The 17,597-nt window shown below is 57.1% G+C and carries 17 protein-coding genes and 1 pseudogene; 8 read left to right on the forward strand and 10 right to left on the reverse strand.

The window, feature by feature from the left end:
• The first annotated feature begins 27 nt into the window (after positions 1-27).
• The gene (locus WFR25_RS12890; RefSeq protein WP_336971381.1) at positions 28-1,677 is read left to right on the forward strand and encodes a TonB-dependent receptor; all 1,650 of its coding nucleotides are present in this window, start codon (positions 28-30) and stop codon (positions 1,675-1,677) included.
• Here WFR25_RS12890 and WFR25_RS12895 read toward each other — a convergent pair.
• A protein-coding gene (locus WFR25_RS12895) for an IS5 family transposase (protein WP_156028742.1) occupies positions 1,671-2,431 on the reverse strand; the annotation gives its coding sequence in 2 pieces (ribosomal slippage) (positions 1,671-2,098 and positions 2,098-2,431; 762 coding nt in all). The two genes, WFR25_RS12890 and WFR25_RS12895, sit on opposite strands and share 7 nt — an antisense overlap.
• 24 nt (positions 2,432-2,455) lie before the next feature.
• On the opposite strand from WFR25_RS12895, the gene WFR25_RS12900 reads away from it, so the two are divergent.
• The 3 genes from WFR25_RS12900 (at position 2,456) to WFR25_RS12910 (ending at position 5,070) form a co-directional block, all read left to right on the forward strand.
• Positions 2,456-3,289 carry a TonB-dependent receptor domain-containing protein gene (locus tag WFR25_RS12900; RefSeq protein ID WP_336971383.1) on the forward strand — a complete coding sequence of 278 codons (834 nt, stop codon included), beginning with the start codon at positions 2,456-2,458 and terminating at the stop codon, positions 3,287-3,289.
• A gap of 110 nt (positions 3,290-3,399) precedes the next feature.
• Positions 3,400-4,179, forward strand: coding sequence for an SDR family NAD(P)-dependent oxidoreductase (locus tag WFR25_RS12905; protein ID WP_336971384.1), 780 nt, complete (start codon positions 3,400-3,402; stop codon positions 4,177-4,179).
• A gap of 120 nt (positions 4,180-4,299) precedes the next feature.
• On the forward strand, positions 4,300-5,070 hold the full coding sequence (locus WFR25_RS12910) for an SDR family oxidoreductase (protein ID WP_336971386.1): 771 nt from the start codon (positions 4,300-4,302) through the stop codon (positions 5,068-5,070).
• A gap of 88 nt (positions 5,071-5,158) precedes the next feature.
• On the opposite strand, the gene WFR25_RS12915 is transcribed toward WFR25_RS12910, so the two are convergent.
• From WFR25_RS12915 to WFR25_RS26605, 4 genes are all read right to left on the reverse strand, one after another.
• Positions 5,159-6,040: an alpha/beta fold hydrolase gene (locus WFR25_RS12915; RefSeq protein ID WP_336971388.1), complete on the reverse strand. Its 882-nt coding sequence runs from the start codon at positions 6,038-6,040 to the stop codon at positions 5,159-5,161.
• Between the two features lie 238 nt (positions 6,041-6,278).
• Positions 6,279-7,100 carry an alpha/beta fold hydrolase gene (locus WFR25_RS12920; protein WP_336971389.1) on the reverse strand — a complete coding sequence of 274 codons (822 nt, stop codon included), beginning with the start codon at positions 7,098-7,100 and terminating at the stop codon, positions 6,279-6,281.
• A 149-nt stretch (positions 7,101-7,249) separates the two neighbouring features.
• Entirely contained in the window at positions 7,250-8,335 is a 1,086-nt protein-coding gene (locus WFR25_RS12925) for an LLM class flavin-dependent oxidoreductase (protein WP_336971390.1), read from the reverse strand.
• Complete coding sequence (locus WFR25_RS26605) at positions 8,289-8,702, reverse strand: hypothetical protein (protein ID WP_419723202.1); 414 nt, start codon at positions 8,700-8,702, stop codon at positions 8,289-8,291. Before WFR25_RS26605 ends, WFR25_RS12925 begins: the two co-directional genes overlap by 47 nt.
• 18 nt (positions 8,703-8,720) lie before the next feature.
• Between WFR25_RS26605 and WFR25_RS12935 the strand changes: the two are divergent.
• Positions 8,721-8,837, forward strand: a pseudogene (locus tag WFR25_RS12935) (IS3 family transposase); the annotation flags it as partial.
• A 40-nt stretch (positions 8,838-8,877) separates the two neighbouring features.
• Here the strand turns inward: WFR25_RS12935 and WFR25_RS12940 are convergent.
• The 4 genes from WFR25_RS12940 to WFR25_RS12955 all read right to left on the reverse strand — a co-directional run bounded on the left by WFR25_RS12940 (position 8,878) and on the right by WFR25_RS12955 (position 12,608).
• Positions 8,878-9,687, reverse strand: coding sequence for an IclR family transcriptional regulator (locus WFR25_RS12940; protein ID WP_281824572.1), 810 nt, complete (start codon positions 9,685-9,687; stop codon positions 8,878-8,880).
• Entirely contained in the window at positions 9,680-10,549 is an 870-nt protein-coding gene (locus WFR25_RS12945) for an IclR family transcriptional regulator (RefSeq protein ID WP_336971391.1), read from the reverse strand. Before WFR25_RS12945 ends, WFR25_RS12940 begins: the two co-directional genes overlap by 8 nt.
• Before the next feature lie 87 nt (positions 10,550-10,636).
• On the reverse strand, positions 10,637-11,383 hold the full coding sequence (locus WFR25_RS12950) for an SDR family NAD(P)-dependent oxidoreductase (protein WP_336971392.1): 747 nt from the start codon (positions 11,381-11,383) through the stop codon (positions 10,637-10,639).
• A gap of 61 nt (positions 11,384-11,444) precedes the next feature.
• Positions 11,445-12,608 (reverse strand): acyl-CoA dehydrogenase family protein, encoded by a 1,164-nt coding sequence (locus WFR25_RS12955; RefSeq protein ID WP_336971394.1) that lies wholly within the window; start codon positions 12,606-12,608, stop codon positions 11,445-11,447.
• A gap of 383 nt (positions 12,609-12,991) precedes the next feature.
• Between WFR25_RS12955 and WFR25_RS12960 the strand changes: the two genes are divergently transcribed.
• The 3 genes from WFR25_RS12960 (at position 12,992) to WFR25_RS12965 (ending at position 15,357) form a co-directional block, all read left to right on the forward strand.
• The gene (locus WFR25_RS12960) at positions 12,992-14,155 is read left to right on the forward strand and encodes an FAD-dependent monooxygenase (protein WP_336971395.1); all 1,164 of its coding nucleotides are present in this window, start codon (positions 12,992-12,994) and stop codon (positions 14,153-14,155) included.
• Positions 14,156-14,235: 80 nt separating this feature from the next.
• A complete protein-coding gene (locus tag WFR25_RS26610; protein WP_419723203.1) occupies positions 14,236-14,403 on the forward strand; it encodes an NIPSNAP family protein in 168 nt (55 codons plus the stop codon).
• A gap of 111 nt (positions 14,404-14,514) precedes the next feature.
• Positions 14,515-15,357, forward strand: coding sequence for a DODA-type extradiol aromatic ring-opening family dioxygenase (locus WFR25_RS12965; RefSeq protein WP_336974889.1), 843 nt, complete (start codon positions 14,515-14,517; stop codon positions 15,355-15,357).
• Between the two features lie 55 nt (positions 15,358-15,412).
• Here WFR25_RS12965 and WFR25_RS12970 read toward each other — a convergent pair whose 3' ends face one another.
• Positions 15,413-16,762 (reverse strand): IS1380-like element ISSp1 family transposase, encoded by a 1,350-nt coding sequence (locus tag WFR25_RS12970; RefSeq protein ID WP_013039775.1) that lies wholly within the window; start codon positions 16,760-16,762, stop codon positions 15,413-15,415.
• Positions 16,763-17,597 lie beyond the last annotated feature (835 nt).

Consider the following 17,597-nt stretch of genomic DNA (forward strand, 5'->3'; position numbering starts at 1 on the left):
AAAATTATAATCTTAGGGGAGAGAACCATGTCAACGAAGCAATTTCGTATTCGAATTCTTAATGATCGCTCGGCGAAAAAATGCCTGTTGCGAGCATCGACCGCCGCCCTGCTGCTACCGATGATGCCGACATCAACATATGCTCAGGTCGGATCGGCGGGCGAACTGACAAAGGCATCCCCCGCCAGCCAGAGTAGCAGCCAACTTGGAGACATTGTCGTCACCGCGCGGAAGCAATCGGAGCGGTTGCAAACCAGCCCGGTCGCCATCACTGCCGTTACTGCGGAAGCGATCGCCAGGAATCAGATCGCATCGGTGTCCGACCTGCAGAAAATCGCGCCTAGCATAACGATGGCGACGGGTGGTTCGGGTGGCGCCGGCCTGGTGTATGTATCCATTCGCGGTCAAGTCGCCAACGAGGCCAACTCTGCGTCGGATCCCGCTGTCGCCACTTATGTCGACGGCGTGTATTTCGCCCGACCGACCGCCGGGAATCTGGGTTTTCTTGACGTAGCTCAGATCGAAGTTCTGCGCGGTCCTCAAGGAACCCTGTTTGGACGCAACACAACGGGCGGCGCGGTGACCATTACCACGGTCCAGCCGACTGGTCAGTTTGAAGGTTACGTGAAGGGCGACTTGGGTAATTTCTCGTCAAGAAAGATCGAAGGTGCCGTAACTGTACCGATTCAGGGTGATCAGTTGGCTGTTCGCATCGCAGCGCAATATGGTTCGCATGACGGCTATTTCAACAATCCCCTGACAGGCAAGGGAGTTCAGGATTTGGATGGCGGCTGGGCTGCGCGGATGACGATGAAATGGGCACCGGAAAATATCCCGCTCACTCTGACTCTGTCGGCGGATACTTCCGGCTTTGACGATCACGGCCAGCCGGTTGCGGTGGCCGGAATTAACACGGCGCTCCGCCCATTTGGGCCAGGCGGGCCAAGCATTGGTGACATCTTCGCGGGGGCTGGATTTAACCCGGCAAACTATATCTACAGGAAGGGTGTGAATTTTGGCCTGAGCCCCACTTTGCCCAGTACCGGTATTGCCGAGATCGATATTCCCAGGGACCGGGGGCGGCAATCGGGCGTCTCCGCGACGGTGAGTTTTGATGTCGGTTCGTGGAATATAAAATCAATCAGCTCATGGCGGAATAACAACACATATAACAGCTTTGATTTCGACGGAACGCCATTAAGGCTACTTGCGACAGGAAATCGGTTTCTTCAGGATCAATACAGCGAAGAATTGCAAGTTAACAAGAATTTCGGTAGTTTAGGTATAATTGGTGGATTGTACTATTTCAAAGAAAATGGAATGGAGCAGTCCATGGTTGAAGTATTTGGGGCTGTTGGCAATCCACCTTCTTTGAACAAGGCTGATTTCAAGTCTATTTCCAAGGGGGCTTTCATCCAGGCGAACTACTCATTCACCGAGAAGTTGCGCGGAACAGCTGGTTATCGCCATACATGGGACACGCGCAGCATTGTGCGCCGGAATATCAACGTCCTGGCCGATCCCACCAGTTGTACTGACACCATCCCGCTTACGGCCGCAGGGTGTTTTCAACCGTTGAGCGCAACCTTCGATTATCCCGCCTGGACGGTTAGCCTGGATTACAAGGCAACGGAAAACGCATTCCTCTATATCAAATCTAGGGTCAGGACTCATTGATTGATCCAGAATATAACGGTCGCGGCGATGCAGATGGCGGACATGAAGGTATGGGCGCAACGATCGTAGCGCGTGTGGATGCGCCGCCAGTCCTTGATCCTGCCGAACATATTCTCGACTTTGTGCCGCTGTCTATAGAGCGCCGTGTCGTGTGGAATGGGCACTTTCCGGTTCCCCTTTGACGGGATGCAGGCCGTGATCTTGCGGTCGGCCAGTGCCGCGCGGAACCAGTCGGCGTCATAGCCCTTGTCGCCCAGCAGGACCTTTGCCTTCGGGAAGGCATCGATCATCAGTGCAGCGCCCTTATAATCGCTCATCTGCCCTTCACTGAGCAGCATGATGAGCGGTCGGCCTTTGCCATCGCATACGGCATGTAGCTTGGAGTTCAGGCCGCCTTTGGTGCGTCCGATACGTCGGGGAACATCCCCTTTTTAAGCAGGCTTGCCGCCGTCCGGTGTGCTTTCAGGTGGGTTGCATCGATCATCAACTGGTCGGGCTTGCCGCCCTTTGCTGCCAAGCCAGCGAAGATTTTGTTGAACACGCCGAGCCTGCTCCAGCGGATGAAACGATTGTAGATCGTCTTGTGTGGGCCATACTCCTTGGGCGCGTCGCGCCACATCAGCCCGTGCTTGATGACGTAAATGATCCCAGACACTATCCGCCGATCATCCACTCTTGGCACCCCATGAGACAAGGGAAAATACGGCTCGATCCGGCGCATCTGCGCCTCACTCAGCAGAAACGGAACATCCATCGGCAGCGCCTCCTAACGCTGCTATTGAATCAACCCATCACCCAATGCGCAAGCAATTTAACAGGTCCTGACCCTAGCAGAGCTTCGCGGGCAGGTGGGCTGAATACACGTGCGGCGCCTTTCGATCGGCGCTCGTTCCAGCCGGAAGAAGTTACCGACATCGAGGTTGGCGCCAAGGTCGATCTGTTCGACAGGCGTCTACGCGCCAATGTCGCTGCCTTCGCATCCAAAACCAAGGGTGCCCAACGCGTGATTGTTGCCCCGATCAATAATAATCCGAGTCAATATCTACAAAATGCCGGCAACGTGAATTCAAAAGGCCTGGAGCTCGAAATAACCGCACTCCCCTGGCAGGGAATGAAAGTAACCGGCGGGGCCGCATACTTGGATTCCTCGTATGAGGCAGGTACTTTTGTGGAAAATCGTGGCACTGTCTTGGCGCCACTGTTGGTCGATCGCAGTAACGAACCTGTTCCGCAGGCACCCAAATGGGCGTTGAACGTGGGGGCGACGCAAGACTGGCAGTTGGGCTTTGGTGTGGCTTCAATTCACGTGGACTATTCCTGGATTGACAAAAAGGTGATCTTTTATTCCACGCCGACGCCTGGATCCTCGGCCGCTGTTGTAAATGATGTTGCAATAGCCAATCGTCTGGCCACACTCGACAGCCGTGGTTTGCTAAACGGACGGATTTCACTTGCCCTCAAAAATGGCGTCGAAGTTTCACTTTGGGCACGCAATCTGACTAAAAAGGAATATTTTACCTACGCTTTCGATGTTTACAATGCGTTGGGCCTTACCACTGTCGACCAAGGTGATCCCCGAACCTTCGGCGCAGGGGTTAAATACAGTTTTTGAGCGTTTTTCAGCTTTATTGCTTTCAAGATCATAGCTGAATGCCGGCTCCAAGTCTCGATTTGCCGAGACTTGGAGCCGGGCAACAAGGCAATGGAATGAGGAGATGCGGTGTGGGTGAAAGATTCAGCGGCAAGGTCGCACTGGTGACGGCGGCCGCGTCCGGTATTGGCGAGGCAACGGCGGAGGCTTTTGCAAGCGAAGGCGCGCGATTGATGATAGCGGACATCGATATCGGTGGCGGTGAACGTGTGGCCGAACGCCTGAGGGCGACGGGAGCCGAAGCGCATTTTCTGCGCGCGGATGGCTCGTCGGAAGAGGATGTGGAACAGCTTGTCCGGAGGACGGTCGAGTTATTCGGGGCACTTGATGTTGCCGCAAATATTGTTGGCGGCGCGTTCGGCGATGCGCCGTGGCCAGAACTGCACACCAAGAGCGTTGAAGGCTGGGATGGCACTCTGGCCATTTCGCTCCGCAGTACGTTCTTGGCATTGAAGCACGAGATCGCTTACATGATCGAACATGGCGGCGGCACTATTGTGAACGTTTCGTCACTCGCTGGCATGCTTTATGTGCCTGAAGGAGGACCAGCCTACGCGGCCGCCAAGGCAGGTGTGATCCAACTCACGAAGTTCGCGGCGCTCAACTATGCCGACCGGGGCGTGCGCGTGAATTGCATCGCCCCCGGCGTGACGATCACCAAAGGCCTGGAAAACGGTGTGGGCGCGGAGGCGGCAAAGATCATGGCCGAGCGGATGATCGAGGGGCATGCGATCAAGCGGCCGATAAGGGCCAGCGAACAGGCAGAGGCCATCCTGTGGCTGGCATCCGATGCGACGCAAATGATGACAGGACAGGTAATCGCCGTCGATGGTGGCTGGTCGGCGCGGTAGGCGCCGTATTCTCGTACTCGATCTGGCAAGCAATGTTTGATCGGGTAGGACGGTGATCATGTCGTTCATCGTACGAACCTGTCGGCTGGTAATTTCAACTTCGATAACAGGGAAGATGTTATGGCGAGTGCTATGGATGATTTCGCGGGTAAGGTAGTGCTGGTTACCGGCGGCGCGAGCGGAATAGGCCTCGCGGCGACGAAGATCTTCGCGGGCCGTGGTGCTGCGGTCGGGATCGCCGATATCGATGTGGCGGGCGGACGAGCCGCCGCTGCGGCCATTAATGAATCGGGTGGCCGTGCATTGTTCGTCGAAACCGATGTGACCGACGAACCGGCGGTCGCGCATCTTGTGGATACGGTCGTCTCCGAACTGGGCGGGTTGCATTGCGCGTTCAACAATGCGGCCTATGGTGGCAGGATGGTCCCTTTCGAGCAATCGACACTGGCCGAATGGAACCGTGTTATGACGATCACGCTGACATCGGTCTACTTGTGCATGAAACACGAGATTTCGCATATGTTGAGCGCTGGCGGCGGCGCGATCGTCAACACCTCATCGGGCGCGGGCATCGTGGGGTGTCCGCGCTTCGAAGCCTATTCGGCCGCCAAGCACGGGGTTCTGGGGCTCACCAAATCGGCCGCTATGGAATTTGCACGCAGCAATATCCGCATAAACGCAATTTGCCCCGGGCATACGGACACGCCGATGCAAGCCCAGCTTACAGACGGCGATCCAGAGCTGAAAGAATGGATCATGAGCACCACCACCACCGGGCGCATGGCTAACCCGGCCGAGGTTGCTGCTGCCGCAGTCTGGCTTTGCTCAAAGGAAGCTTCCTTCGTATCGGGCGATAGCATGATGGTCGATATGGGCATCGTCTGCCGCTAAAGACCACTCACCATTTGTGCTGCGGCGGTCCCGGATAGACCGGCTGCGCGATTTTCGCGCAGCCGCATAGCCTACAAAGCGGCAGTTGCTATCCGCCTTTAAGAAAAGCAACCGACAGTCGGTTGAACGTTTCGGGGTCCTCGAATTGCGGCCAGTGGCCGACACCCTCCATTTCAACATATGAAGCGTCTGGAATGAGTTTCGAGACAATTCGTGCCGTGTCGAGATATTCGTCAGAATCCGCCAGCGACCCGACAACGAGCGCCGGCGCGACAATCGCTCGCCAGCCGTCATCCTGGATCAGGTTCTTCTGGCGGATATCCGGATTTTGCAGCACGAGCACGTTCTGCATAGCTTCGGCTGCCCCTGGCATGCTGTACAGCGCCTGCCTCAAGCCTATCAAATCGTCGATCCGTGCCTCTTCGCGTGCCAGCAGGCGCGAAAAAATTCCCTTGATCCGTTCCCAACTGGGATCGGCCGCGCTACCCCCGCGATCCTTTTTTATTTGGGCGCGGTTTGCGGCGGTGGAGAAATAGCCGGCTGCCGACAGCAATACCAGTTTCTCAACCCTTTCCGGAGCTGCGATGGCTATAGCCGCAGCAACCCAGGACCCTAAAGACACGCCGATGATCGAGGCCTTTTCCAGGTTGAGCGCGCTCATGAAATTGAGCACATGTTCAACATAAGTCGCAATCTCGTAGGGATGTGCCGGTTTGTCGGAAAGTCCTGAACCTACAAAGTCGAGTGCGTAACAATCGTAGTGCTCGGCGTGAGCTGCAAGGTTGGCGCAAAAGGATTCCCAATGCCCGCCGGTACCATGCAACATGATGACGGCGGGGGCGCTGCGGCGCCCAGCGTGGGCATAACGGGTACGCACAGCCCCAGCCTTGATGTAGCGTTGCTCAAAATCCAGACCATGCAAATGGGTCCAGATACTTTGATAGGGGGCGTTGTTGGGTGCATCACGCATTGAACATATCCTCTTCGATGTCTTATTCAATTTGGTGACATGGCAAAAGCGGGCACCCAGTGGCTGAATTCGGCGTTCTTCGGCGCATTCCAAGGGCACTAGTAAGTAATAATCTCGCAATCCGGAATGCCCAACTGCGGGCCATCGCAAAACTTCAATCCATGCATGGGATCGGTTGGCGCGACTGTCGACAGGGGATGGTCTGGTTCGCCGACCGTCCCTTGCGAAGATTGGAAAATCAAGAGGCCAGGAAGTCTCCGATCAAGCGATTGAAACGATCCTTTTTTTCGATCTGAGTCCAATGACCGCACTCGCCAAAGATGTGCAGCTCCGATTGCCTGATGAGATGATTGAGTTTTACGCTATTCGACAAGGGGATGACCTTGTCGTCCCGCCCGTGTACGATCAGTGTGGGATGGGGGATTTTTGCGATATCAGCTTCTGAAGTTGCCAATCCGGAAATTTGCTTCTGTCTGGGTTCAGGGAAAAGCCGGGCGTAGCTTTCCTGGAAGCCTGGCCGCATACTTGCCTGATATCGGGAATTTACCAGATCGTCGGTTACCAAGGCGCTGTTATAGGCAAATATGCCGATAAGACGACGCATATTTTCCATGGAAGGTGTGTATCCCCACACCTGATCGAGTCCCCAGGTGAGGTCGAAATTCGTCCCTACTGCCCCCATCAGTACGAGTTTGTCCACCCGGTCGGGGTGCCGTGCCGCCAATGCAAGACTGAGCGCGCCGCCAAACGAATTTCCCACCAAATGCGTTTTTTCGATCCCCAGCGCATCGAGGAAAGAAACCATGTGGTGGGTCCAGAAATCGAGGCCATATTTGCCGTCGACAGGACGCTCGGTATAGCCAAAACCGGGGATGTCAGGAGCAATCACCCGGTGATTTTCGGCAAGGGCAGGCATGGTCAATCGCCAATTTGCATAGCCGGTCACACCAGGACCGGAGCCATGAATCATCAGTACCGGCTGACCCTTCCCCTGTTCAAGGAAATTGGTGGCGAGGCCCGCAGCCTGGACAGATTGCCCGATTTCAGGATTTTCGTTCATTTCCGAAGAGTTTCCGTTCCTCTATCGACCATCCGGCTGCCCGGCGGTCATTGTGCCACTACGTTCCTTGCTATTGAAGGCCGGGCATGAGCCCGCCCTAATGACGCATTGCATTTTCAGTGGTTCACCTTAAGCGGATTCGCGTGCGGTTACGCATTGACGGCAGGTAAGACTTTCTCTGCCAACAGTTCATACGAACGGCGCCACAAGGCTTCGTCATCCCATTCATGAAACGCCATCAGCAGCGTACCGAACGGGCCAACTTCGTCGCGGAACGCCGAGATTTTTTCAGCGACCACGTCTGGCGTGCCGGCGATCACCATGGAATCGAGGCAGGTCTGCAACGACACATCGTCTTCTTCGGAACTCTCTGTGGGGAGAAGGGCCTGAATGCGCCCGCGACCTGTCCTACGCAACAATGTCACCATGTAATCATAATAGTGGCTGATGGAGTTATTGCGATCCGCCAGAAAGGCGTTCGCCTGTTCCATTGTATCCGTAACAAGGATCGACCTGCACACACGCCAGGTCGAGGGATCCGCTGTGCGACCTTCGGCTTCGATGGCCTTGCTGTGAACATCCCAATGCGAACGGATGACCCATGGCGCATTGAAGTTTGCGGAAATCAGATTCCACCCCTTGGTGCCGGCCAGCGCGGCTGTACCGGAATGTGGGCTCATCGCCGAAATGCAAAAGGCAGGGAAGGGATCCTGCAACGGTTTCGGAATAATGCCGATACCCAGATCCGGGTGGACGGCCTTCTGCAGGTCGTGATTCCAGTATTCGCCTTTCAAATGGAACGGCGCCTGGTTGGATTGCCAGATCTGTTGCACCATTTCGGCGCATTCGATCATCATCGCGTTCCGATCCTTGGGCATTGTATCGAAAATTTCCAGATCGGAACCCAGCCCACCGGGGCCGATGCCCATGATAAAGCGGCCACCCGACATGTTGTCGAACATGGCCACATCGGCAGCGACGCGTACGGGGTTGTGCTGGGGCAGGTTCAAAACACCCGGACACAGCTTCATGTTCTTCGTGACGGGAATGAGGGAAGACATGAATTGCAGTGTGTTCGAAATCGGTTCCACCTTTGCGGTGTAATGCTCGCCGACCCAAAGCTCCTCGAAACCGCATGCATCGGCATGGATCGCAGCCTGCGTATCCATATCATACATCTCTCGATAGCTACGATCGAGAGAATGGAATGGCATCATGAACATGCCGAGTTTCATTCTGGCCTCCCTCAAGGAACACTTCAGGCAAGCCAGCCTGCAGCGAGTCTTCCACCTGTTTGTTGATTGGATTTTGAAGAATATTCCAATATACAGACAACCAGAACGGGTCAAGCCACTTTTCGAGCGCGTTCCCTGGATGGTGCTTACACTCAACGACGCATTTGGGTGCGGCGACGAGGCTGAGGAAGCCAGCAAAGTTTCTGGCGAGTTTGTCGTACCGTGTTGCGATGCGCCGGAAGTGGTTGATCTTGCTGAAGCAGCGTTCGATCAGATTGCGGTCCTTGTAGATTGTGGCGTCGAAGCTGCGCCATTTGGCGGTTGTCGTTCGGCGCGGAACGGCAGGTTTTGCTCCTGCCGCCGCGATGGCGACAAGGGTGCGTTGGCCTTCACCAACATACTGCTGCGCGAAGGGATTGCCATCAGCATGGACGGCAGGGTCGCATGGTGCGACAATGTCGTTGTCGAGCGTCTGTGGTGCCCGGTAAAATACGGGGAGGTTATTCGTTGCCAATCCCTGCGCAGAACAATCCGGCCACCTCTCATTCTGTCACGGTAAGCGCAATCGTATCGGGATCTAGATGGTCGAATGGCAATATGTCCTCGACGGACTCCTTCGCGGCGACGCTATCGATCCTAGCTACTGTGTCTTGAAATCTACGCAGTTCACCGGGCTTCATGTTGTCGCCGCTGAATATTGCTCCCTCAATGGTGACCGAGGCGATGCCCTTGCCGCCATAGCAAACCGGGAACGCCAGGGCGACCGGACCTTCTGCATACCCTCGCGCGTCCGTATCATAGCCTTTTTCGGCTATCTCTCGCAAATTGCGGATCAATCGCAATCCGCTTGACGAGGTCTCATTTTTGCCCCGCCAACGCAGGAAATGCCGGACGTCGCTCTCGGGCATGTGCGCAAGGATGACGCGCGCGCTGGCGCTTTGATCCAGAAATTGCACCTCGCCCAGTTCAGGAAAACTGATGATTTCATTTGTCCCAGGAATCGTCTGAATCCGGACAGCATACCATCCCAATCTTATGTTCAACGTGACAGTCTCGCCCGTCATGAAGGCCAGTTGCTGCAAGTAGGGAAGGCTAAGGTCTCTGATCTTCTGGCGCATGTAAAAGGCGTGGCGTACACGCTGGGCAATATCGCCGATCATATATGTCGCCGAAGACTGGTAGCGTGCAGCATAGCCCACGCTCAAAAGTGTAGTTAGCCCGCGATGGGTTGTGCTTGGCGGCAACCCAAGTTCTTGACTTACATCCTTTACGCCCAGCGGCCGAGACGCTTCACTCAACATTTTGAGAATGTCGAAAATGTGCTGCGAAGAGGTATTGATTTTGCTAGTCATGGGGGCGGTCACCACGCCAGAATGCAATGTGGGCAGGGAACTGCCGGAGAGCGAGATTCGCACGCTGGATAATCAGCTTCATTTCCGGTAGCAGATTGTTCATCCGTTCCAAGGTAAAGCGTGAGGCTGGACCGCCCACGGTTAGCGATGCGTGAGGCCGTCCCAATGCGTCATGGACCACAAAGGCCGCGAAATTGGACAACTTTAGACCTGGCAAGGTCTCGCCCCGGGAGAAACCGAAACCCTCTTCTCGAATGCGCTTGATTTCGTCCCACAGAATTTCGGGAGTGGCGGCAATTGCCTCGGGAAAGTCGCTGAACGTAACAGCATCGATATAGTCCTGGATTTCAGCGTCGGTGAGTGCCGCCAGCATGGTGCGCCCGGTGATAGTGATATGCAACGGCAGCGGTCGACCGCGCTGCACATGCGTTACACGAGGTCCCTTTGCCTCGATACCGTCGATGTTGAAGCGATTATACCCCGCGAAGATGGACAAAAAGACGCTTTCGGACGTCAGGATGTGTAACTCTTGAAGAAAGCGGTGACAGATCGAACGGATGTCCGGTTCTGGATTCTCGTGTCCACGCAGATTGAGCACGCCATAGCCGATATCATATTTGTTGCCTACCCGGTCGCGAACGACATAGCCCTGCTCGACCAACGTAGTCAGCGCGCGGAAAACCATATTCCGGCTCATACCGAGTTGGGTACACAGTGTTTTGATCTCAGAAGGGCTATTTCGTTCCGCGAGAGCAGAAAGCACCAGCAATACGCGCATGGCGGCTTTGTTGATATTGGCAGGGCTATTCTGCTCGGCTTCCGGGTCTTCGCCTCTCGAATCGACTATTTTCCGCCCCCCCATGGCCTACGCGGCACCAACTCCGGCACAATCTGCTTTTGCAGCGTGCATAGAAATGCCTAAACCAACCAGGAATATGCGTCAACTTGGCTATTTTGCCGTAAAGCCGGCATCTGCAACGAGCGTATGCCCCGTTACATAACTCGACTGGGACGACAACAGCCATGCGATCACATTGGCGATCTCCTCGGGTGCGGCCAGCCGCCCCAAAGGAATTTCCGGCCCCTTTAGTCGTTCAAGCTCCGCATGTCCGCCAGGAAGCATATTTGAAGTCATCGGTGTAGCGGTAAAACCTGGAGCCACCGCGTTAACCCGAATGCGCTTGGGCGCGCCCTCGATGGCGGCAACCCGGGTCAGGCCGATCACCGCGTGCTTGCTCGACGTATAAGCGGCAGTGTTTACGCTTCCGACCACGCCTAGCATTGAGGAGGCATTGACAATGGCTCCACCATGCTCGCGCATCGCACGCATCTGCGCCTTGAGACAAAGAAACACGCCGGTCACGTTCACATCCATGATAGCTCGCCAGGTCTTCAAACTGAGGTCGGCCAGCGACTCGCCGTTCTGGCGCATGCCTGCGCCGTTGAATGCACAATCCAGGCCACCAAACCGATCCACGATTTCGTCAACGGCTCTTGAAACTGCATCTTCGTCGGTCACATTTAAGCTTAGAACCAATGCCTTCGCGCCGACGTTTCGCACCAGCTCGGCGGTTTCGCTTGCATCGGCCGCATTCAAATCGACGATTGCGACATTCGAACCTTTTGCAGCGAACTCAAGCGCGACAGCGCGCCCGATGCCCAGTCCGCCTCCCGTGACCATTACCGTTTCAGGCACTGCATCTTCTCCTTCTCAAAAAGCACAGGGTCGAAAACACGGTGCGGACCCTGCTATTACGTCAGATCATCGGATCTGTGGGTTCCAAACCGAACAACTGCCTGCCGAAGATTTCAGCGGAATTGTCCCAGTTAAGTCCAAAATGGCTGCTGATGGTGATCATGTCACGATTGGCGCGCTGGATTGGGTGGTCATCGTTAACCCCGTGAGCGCCAAGCATACGCGTCAACCGGTCGATCGCCCGACGGCACAGTTCGGGGGCATAGGCCGTATTGCGCTTGCTCAAAGCCTTGTCGTCACGACTTGCCAAAGCATCGTTTCGGACAAGTGCCGCAGCGACTTCGGCGCTTAATAGTAGCAGACTTTCGGCCGCATCCACTTCTACCGACGATTGGGCATAAATCAGTTGCCGCGTCAGTTGCTGCTGCTTGGCTGCGCTATTTTTCGCATCCTGGGCGAAATAGGCCAATGCGCCTCTGGCAATGCCAATCGCAGGTGCGGCCACGGCAAATGGAAACAATGTTGCAAATGGCAGGGAGTAGAGTGCCCCGGGATGATCCGCCGTTCGCTCACCCCGCAGACTCGCAAGGCTGATCGAGTGCTCGGCGGGCACGAACAAGGACCCGATCTTGACGTCATTACTGCCGGTGCCGCGCATCCCTACCGCCTGCCAGACATCCACAATTTCGACTTCGCCTGTCGGGCAAGCAAAAATCCGCATGTCAATGCTGCCATCTTCACGTTTGCATGGCGCGCGCACGATGACCCAGTCGCTCGCGTCGATGCCGCTTGAGAATTGCCATGTTCCGGAAAGCAGGTAGCCGCCATCAGTGGCCGTGCACGAGCAGTCAGCATAGGAAAACGCAGTTGCAATGCGAGCATCGGGATTGTTTCCCCACACCGCTTCCTGCGCCGCGGCGGGAAACGTTCCCAGCATCCAGGCGTGCACGGCAATACCGCCCTGCACCCAGGCGGTCGAGGCACAGACGCTTCCCAGCAATGTCGAGATCTCTAGTTGCAACGGACCGTAAGGCAGTTCCAAACCGCCAAAGCGCGAAGGCTGATACAATCTGAACAAGCCGGCATTAGCCAGTTCATCGATGCTTTCTTGTGGAATCTTGCGAAGATTTTCCGTCTGCGCGACGCGCGCGCCGATGTTGCCGAGCAGCCCACTCACCTTTTCCACAATCACCCGGGTGTCCTCGAACGTGGGCTGAAGCATCATTTTCCTTTCAAATTTATCGTCTGGATTATGGAATACATTTCATATATAGGGCATGTAATCAACTCAATTCGTCACCAAGCTTAGCGCAGAAAGCAATTTGCCATGAGGGAGTGTGCATGGGGAAATTCGACAATTCCATGAGCAAGCATGGATCGGAATCCAAAGGGGAAACCGGCATACCGCCTGTTCGCACAAGTGAGGGGCCGAAATTTGCGAGCAAGGCGAAAAAATTGCACGCCGAACGAGCCATCTGCCGGTTTAATGCGATTATGTGAAGTTTTGTGTCGTGTGGCGCGTAAGCCGATTTGGATGTGGGCTGAGCGATTGCGATTGAATGAAGAACAGGTCAGCGAACAGGACCTGAAACGGGTTAGGATTACGGTATGAAGGATGCACATTTTCTGGTAGTGGGCGCAGGAATCGGCGGGTTGACGGCGGCGGCGGCGCTGCAGCGCGCGGGCGCTCGCGTTACCGTGTTTGAACAGGCGCCGGAACTGAAGGAGATCGGCGCCGGCGTCATCATTACGCCACAGGCGATGCATGCCTTCGATTATTTAGGTATCGCAGACCGGGTAGCGGCCGAGGCTGGTCCAGCTGAGTGCTATCATTCACAAGATTATGCTACAGGTGAAATTCTGCTTCGTGGGCCTTCTTCGGAAGAGTTCCGGACCCGTTTTGGCGCAGGCTTCCATCAATGCCACCGCGCCGATCTGCATTCGGCCCTTGCCGATGCAGCGGCGGCTGGAGGCAATTACACACTCCATCTGGGCCACCGCTTCGTCGGCGCGACCCAGGAGGGAGGGCGCGTGACCGCCACCTTCGCCAACGGCTTGCGCTATGAAGCCGACGCCCTGATCGGGTGCGACGGCAATGCATCGCTAGTGCGGACATCGACCTTTGGCAGCGAGCCCGTCAAATATACCGAACAGGTCGCCTATCGCGCGGTGCTTGACTTCGATCGCGTGCCCAAAGCGCTGCTCGACGCGCCCTACAGCTATTTTGTGGGACCGGGCCGGATGCTGCTGTTCTATCCGCTGCGTAACAGGAAACTGATGAACGTAATCGGCATCGCGCACGAACCCGATTGGCAGGAAGAGGGCTGGATCATTCCCGCTACGCGGGATGAATTTGTTCGACTCTATCAGGATTTTCACCCCGCTGTGCTCGCGCTGCTCGGCGCGCTGCCCGAGGATGCGATCTTCAAATGGGCGCTACGCGACCGCGAGCCTCTGTCCGCCTGGACACAGGGGCGCATCACGATGCTGGGCGACGCTGCCCATCCGATGACGCCGTTCCTGGGCCAGGGAGCGTGTCTGGCGATCGAGGACGGTATCGTGCTCGCCCGGGCTGTCGATCAGGCGTCCACCGTGGGGGAGGCTTTTGCGCTTTACGAAGGCGCGCGCAAGCAGCGCACGACGACCGTTCAGCTTGCATCGCGCGATCGTGGCAGAGATTTACAGGGCCGCAAGACCGGAAAGGCGGGCCCGGGCCAGAATGCCGAGAGCATGGGCCTGTTCGCATATAATCCTGCAACCGTGCCACTTTAGGGCCACATGCGGACTGGTGCAGACATGCTCAAGATCAAAACCGCCGATACCTGCCATCCCAAGAATCCTCCTACTCCCGTCTGTTCGAGGAAACGCGGCTGCGGATTCTCAAGCGGCATCTGGGTGAGCTTGTCGCGGCGCCCACCCCGGAAACCAGCACTATCAACCAGCTTGTTCAGATATGGGCCTATCATCACCATGCCCACCGCTCCGCACCGCGTGCCGCGCTATGGGCTGATCCAGATTGACTGAACCCGAGCGAAGAACACGTCCGCCATGCTTCAGAAACAGGAATCGGTTTTGCTGGCGCCGATAGGTTTTTCTCCGCTGCAATAGACCTTGGGAGACACAAGATGGATATGGCCTTGGCCTGCGCCTCGCATACGCCTATGTTGCTTGAAGAGGCATATTCTGATGCCGCGACCTGCGCAAAGGTCAGCGATTCATATGATCAGCTAGCGCGCTTTGTTCGCGATTTTGCGCCTGAGCAAGTAATCCAGTTCTCGCCTGATCATTATCACGGCTTTCACTATGATAATATGCCGAGCTTCTGCATTGGCGCGGCAGCGCGCTCCTATGGCGACTGGAACACAGCGACGGGCGCGCTTCGTGTCGATGAGGACTTCGCGCTGGACATGCTCGATGCGGTGCGCGCTGCTAACATCGATGCTGCCGTTTCGTTCGACATGATCGTCGATCATGGCTTTGTGCAGATATGGGAAGCAATGTTGGGCGGGTTCGATGTCTATCCGATCGTCCCGGTGTTCGTGAACGCGATCGCCTATCCGTTGCCGACCTATCGCCGCGCGCGATTGCTGGGTGAGGCGGTGGGACGGTTTGCCCAGCTTTCAGGGCGGCGCGTGCTTTTCGTTGCTTCGGGGGGGCTAAGCCATGATCCCGTGATTCCGATGATCCGCGGCGCTCCGCCCGAAGTGCGCGATCGCCTGATCGGACGAACCGCGTTCACACCCGAACAGCAGGCGCACCGCGAGATCCAGGGGCGCGAAGCCGCTCGTCTGGCCATGACGGGCGAGGGACCCTCGCGGCCGCTCAACCCCGAATGGGACCGCGCGCTGCTTGAAACACTAGCCTCTCTTATTCACGACGCTCGGTTTCGGGCCCGCTCTGGGCATTTGCTGCGGCTGGCTGTATTGCGCGGACGACCGGCATCGCTGGCGTTTGTTTCACCGCATTCGGATTGATGGGCTTTTCGGGTTGAAGGGCTGGGCTCGGAGTTCTGCGGCGCTGCCGCATGGGCTACGTCGGCGCAGGCTTCAGCCGGAGAACGAGGGCGCGGAACAGGTCGGCATCCGGACAGGCGGAAGCGAAGGCAATGCGGATGCGGCTAGCACTTTCTACGACGCGCGCAGCGACCTTGAGCAGCCGCAGGCGCAAGGTGGTAAACTCCGCGCTTGCCAGAGCAGCGGTCCTGGGCATCGCCTGCTGGATGCGCCATAGCAGCCAGTATGCGGCAGTGTGCAGTATCAGGCGCATCTGATTGGCATTGGCCGAGCGGCACGAGGTTCGGTCGCTGGCGAGCTGGGACTTGTGGCGCTTGATCAGGTTCTCGGCCTGACCACGCGCGCAGTAGAGCGTGTCGTAGATGTGCTCGGCCGATCCTGTTGCCAACGAGGTGACGACATAGCGGATGTCCATGCCCAGCGTGCTGGCCTCGATCCGTGCAACGACGCGACGCTGGCACTTCCAGGTCTTTGCCCCATAGCGGGTCTCGGCATAGTTGCGCAGGACGGGACACTGACGCTGGGCGCGCTTGACCGCGCAGGCATCGGCGACCGCAACAATGGCGGGATCGGCGCGCAGCGCTGAATTGGTGGGCAGGCCGAACACGTAATCGACGCGGGCCGCATCGCAGTAGGCCATGACCTCGGGTCGACCATAGTGCCCGTCGCCGCGGATAGTGATGTGGGTATCGGGCCAATTACGGCGCAGGTGACGCACCAGGCGTCGGATGTGCCCCGCCGCCTCCTTTCCAGAAGGCGTCTTGCCTGTGCGCAGCAGCATGGCCACCGGCCTGCCGGTCGCGGTGTCGTAGATATGGATCGGTAGGAAGCAGCGCTCCCCATGATGCCCGTTCCAGAACGAGAGCTGTTGATAGCCATGCACGACGTCGCACGTGTCGTCGATATCCAGCGTGACCGCTGTCGGAGGGGCGGGATAGCTGGCGCAGTAGATGTCGATCATCGCGGCCATCATGCTGGCCAGTTCGCGCGTAGTCGGTGCATTTTCCCACCGGCTCATCGTCGGTTGGCTGGCCAGCCCCGCGCCCGATTCCGGCAGCTTGCCGAGCGCCAGGCGGAAGCCTGGATCGTCGCGCAGAGCATCGAGATCATCGGCATCCTCATAGCCGCACGCAATCGCGAACACACGGGCACGCAGAATGTCATCCAGGCGATGGATCACCCGCGCTGGATCGCGCGGATCGGCAATACAAGCCGCCAGGCGCTGGCAAATCCCCATCGCGCGCTCGGCCTGTGCAAGCAGTAGAACACCGCCATCCGAGGTAAGCCGGCCACCGTCGAACGCAGCTGTGATTTTCTTGCGGCCGACTGCTGGGAATCCAAATGAGCTTGCGATATCATCGTTCATGGCGGGTGTGGCCCGTGGCATTTTCTGCCCTGCGGCAGGTTCGGCTTAGACACCCAGTTCCTAATTCAGATCAGAGGCTTACGCCACTCCCGCCAACCCTTCAGGACACTTTTGGTGAATAAGGCGGGCTAGCGCGCGCCGACTGGGCGACCACCGACAGCTTCACGGCCGAAAGCGTAGACGCCGTAGCGGGCGCCGGCGGCAACGAGATATTGTGCTGGGTTGCGGCAACCGCTGCACTCGCTACCGCCGGATCGTTTGTTGTCGTTCAGAAGGATTATATCGATGTTCCCGGCTGGATCGCGGGCATGGCGCATTTCGCCGCGCGACGGGCATGAGGCTCCTATCGGATAATTCACTTATACCCGGAAGCTTACGGTCGGCAATGTCAGCGATTTGAGGGCCACGCGGGCGCTCTTATAACGTGCAAGCCGCATGCTTTGGATGGCCCTGATGAAGTCCGCAGGCTGGCTCCCTAATCACGTCATCGCGCTCGAATCGCTGCGGCGCCCTGGGTTTTGCCGACCCCCGGTCTGACCGGTTTGTCATCGCTACTCAGCTACCCCTACGCCATCCTGCCGCCGGCGTCACCCGGCAGCGGGGACGGCGGGAACGTGGTTGCTGCCGCGTAGACTTCTTTGCGCGACATCACTGCCCAAGCGATGCGCGCTGTTTTGTTGGCGAGTGCAGCCTTGGCGCATCATGTCTCTCGGCCTGCGACAGTGGGCTCATGGGTTCTGATTAATGCGCTTTGGTATAAGTGATTCAAATACTTATGGGTATCGCAATCCTGACGGGAGGGATACCGGATAGCTGAAGATACTCGAAGGGCTGG

Source organism: Sphingobium aromaticiconvertens (assembly GCF_037154075.1).
GTDB classification, from domain to species: domain Bacteria; phylum Pseudomonadota; class Alphaproteobacteria; order Sphingomonadales; family Sphingomonadaceae; genus Sphingobium; species Sphingobium aromaticiconvertens.

Coding starts and splice junctions, on each gene's coding strand:
- WFR25_RS12890 (WP_336971381.1), top strand. CDS start 28: ATGTCAACGAAGCAATTTCGTATTCGAATTCTTAATGATCGCTCGGCG.
- WFR25_RS12910 (WP_336971386.1), top strand. CDS start 4,300: ATGGCGAGTGCTATGGATGATTTCGCGGGTAAGGTAGTGCTGGTTACC.
- WFR25_RS12915 (WP_336971388.1), bottom strand. CDS start 6,040: ATGCGTGATGCACCCAACAACGCCCCCTATCAAAGTATCTGGACCCAT.
- WFR25_RS12920 (WP_336971389.1), bottom strand. CDS start 7,100: ATGAACGAAAATCCTGAAATCGGGCAATCTGTCCAGGCTGCGGGCCTC.
- WFR25_RS12925 (WP_336971390.1), bottom strand. CDS start 8,335: ATGAAACTCGGCATGTTCATGATGCCATTCCATTCTCTCGATCGTAGC.
- WFR25_RS12940 (WP_281824572.1), bottom strand. CDS start 9,687: ATGACTAGCAAAATCAATACCTCTTCGCAGCACATTTTCGACATTCTC.
- WFR25_RS12945 (WP_336971391.1), bottom strand. CDS start 10,549: ATGGGGGGGCGGAAAATAGTCGATTCGAGAGGCGAAGACCCGGAAGCC.
- WFR25_RS12955 (WP_336971394.1), bottom strand. CDS start 12,608: ATGATGCTTCAGCCCACGTTCGAGGACACCCGGGTGATTGTGGAAAAG.
- WFR25_RS12960 (WP_336971395.1), top strand. CDS start 12,992: ATGAAGGATGCACATTTTCTGGTAGTGGGCGCAGGAATCGGCGGGTTG.
- WFR25_RS12965 (WP_336974889.1), top strand. CDS start 14,515: ATGGCCTTGGCCTGCGCCTCGCATACGCCTATGTTGCTTGAAGAGGCA.
- WFR25_RS12970 (WP_013039775.1), bottom strand. CDS start 16,762: ATGAACGATGATATCGCAAGCTCATTTGGATTCCCAGCAGTCGGCCGC.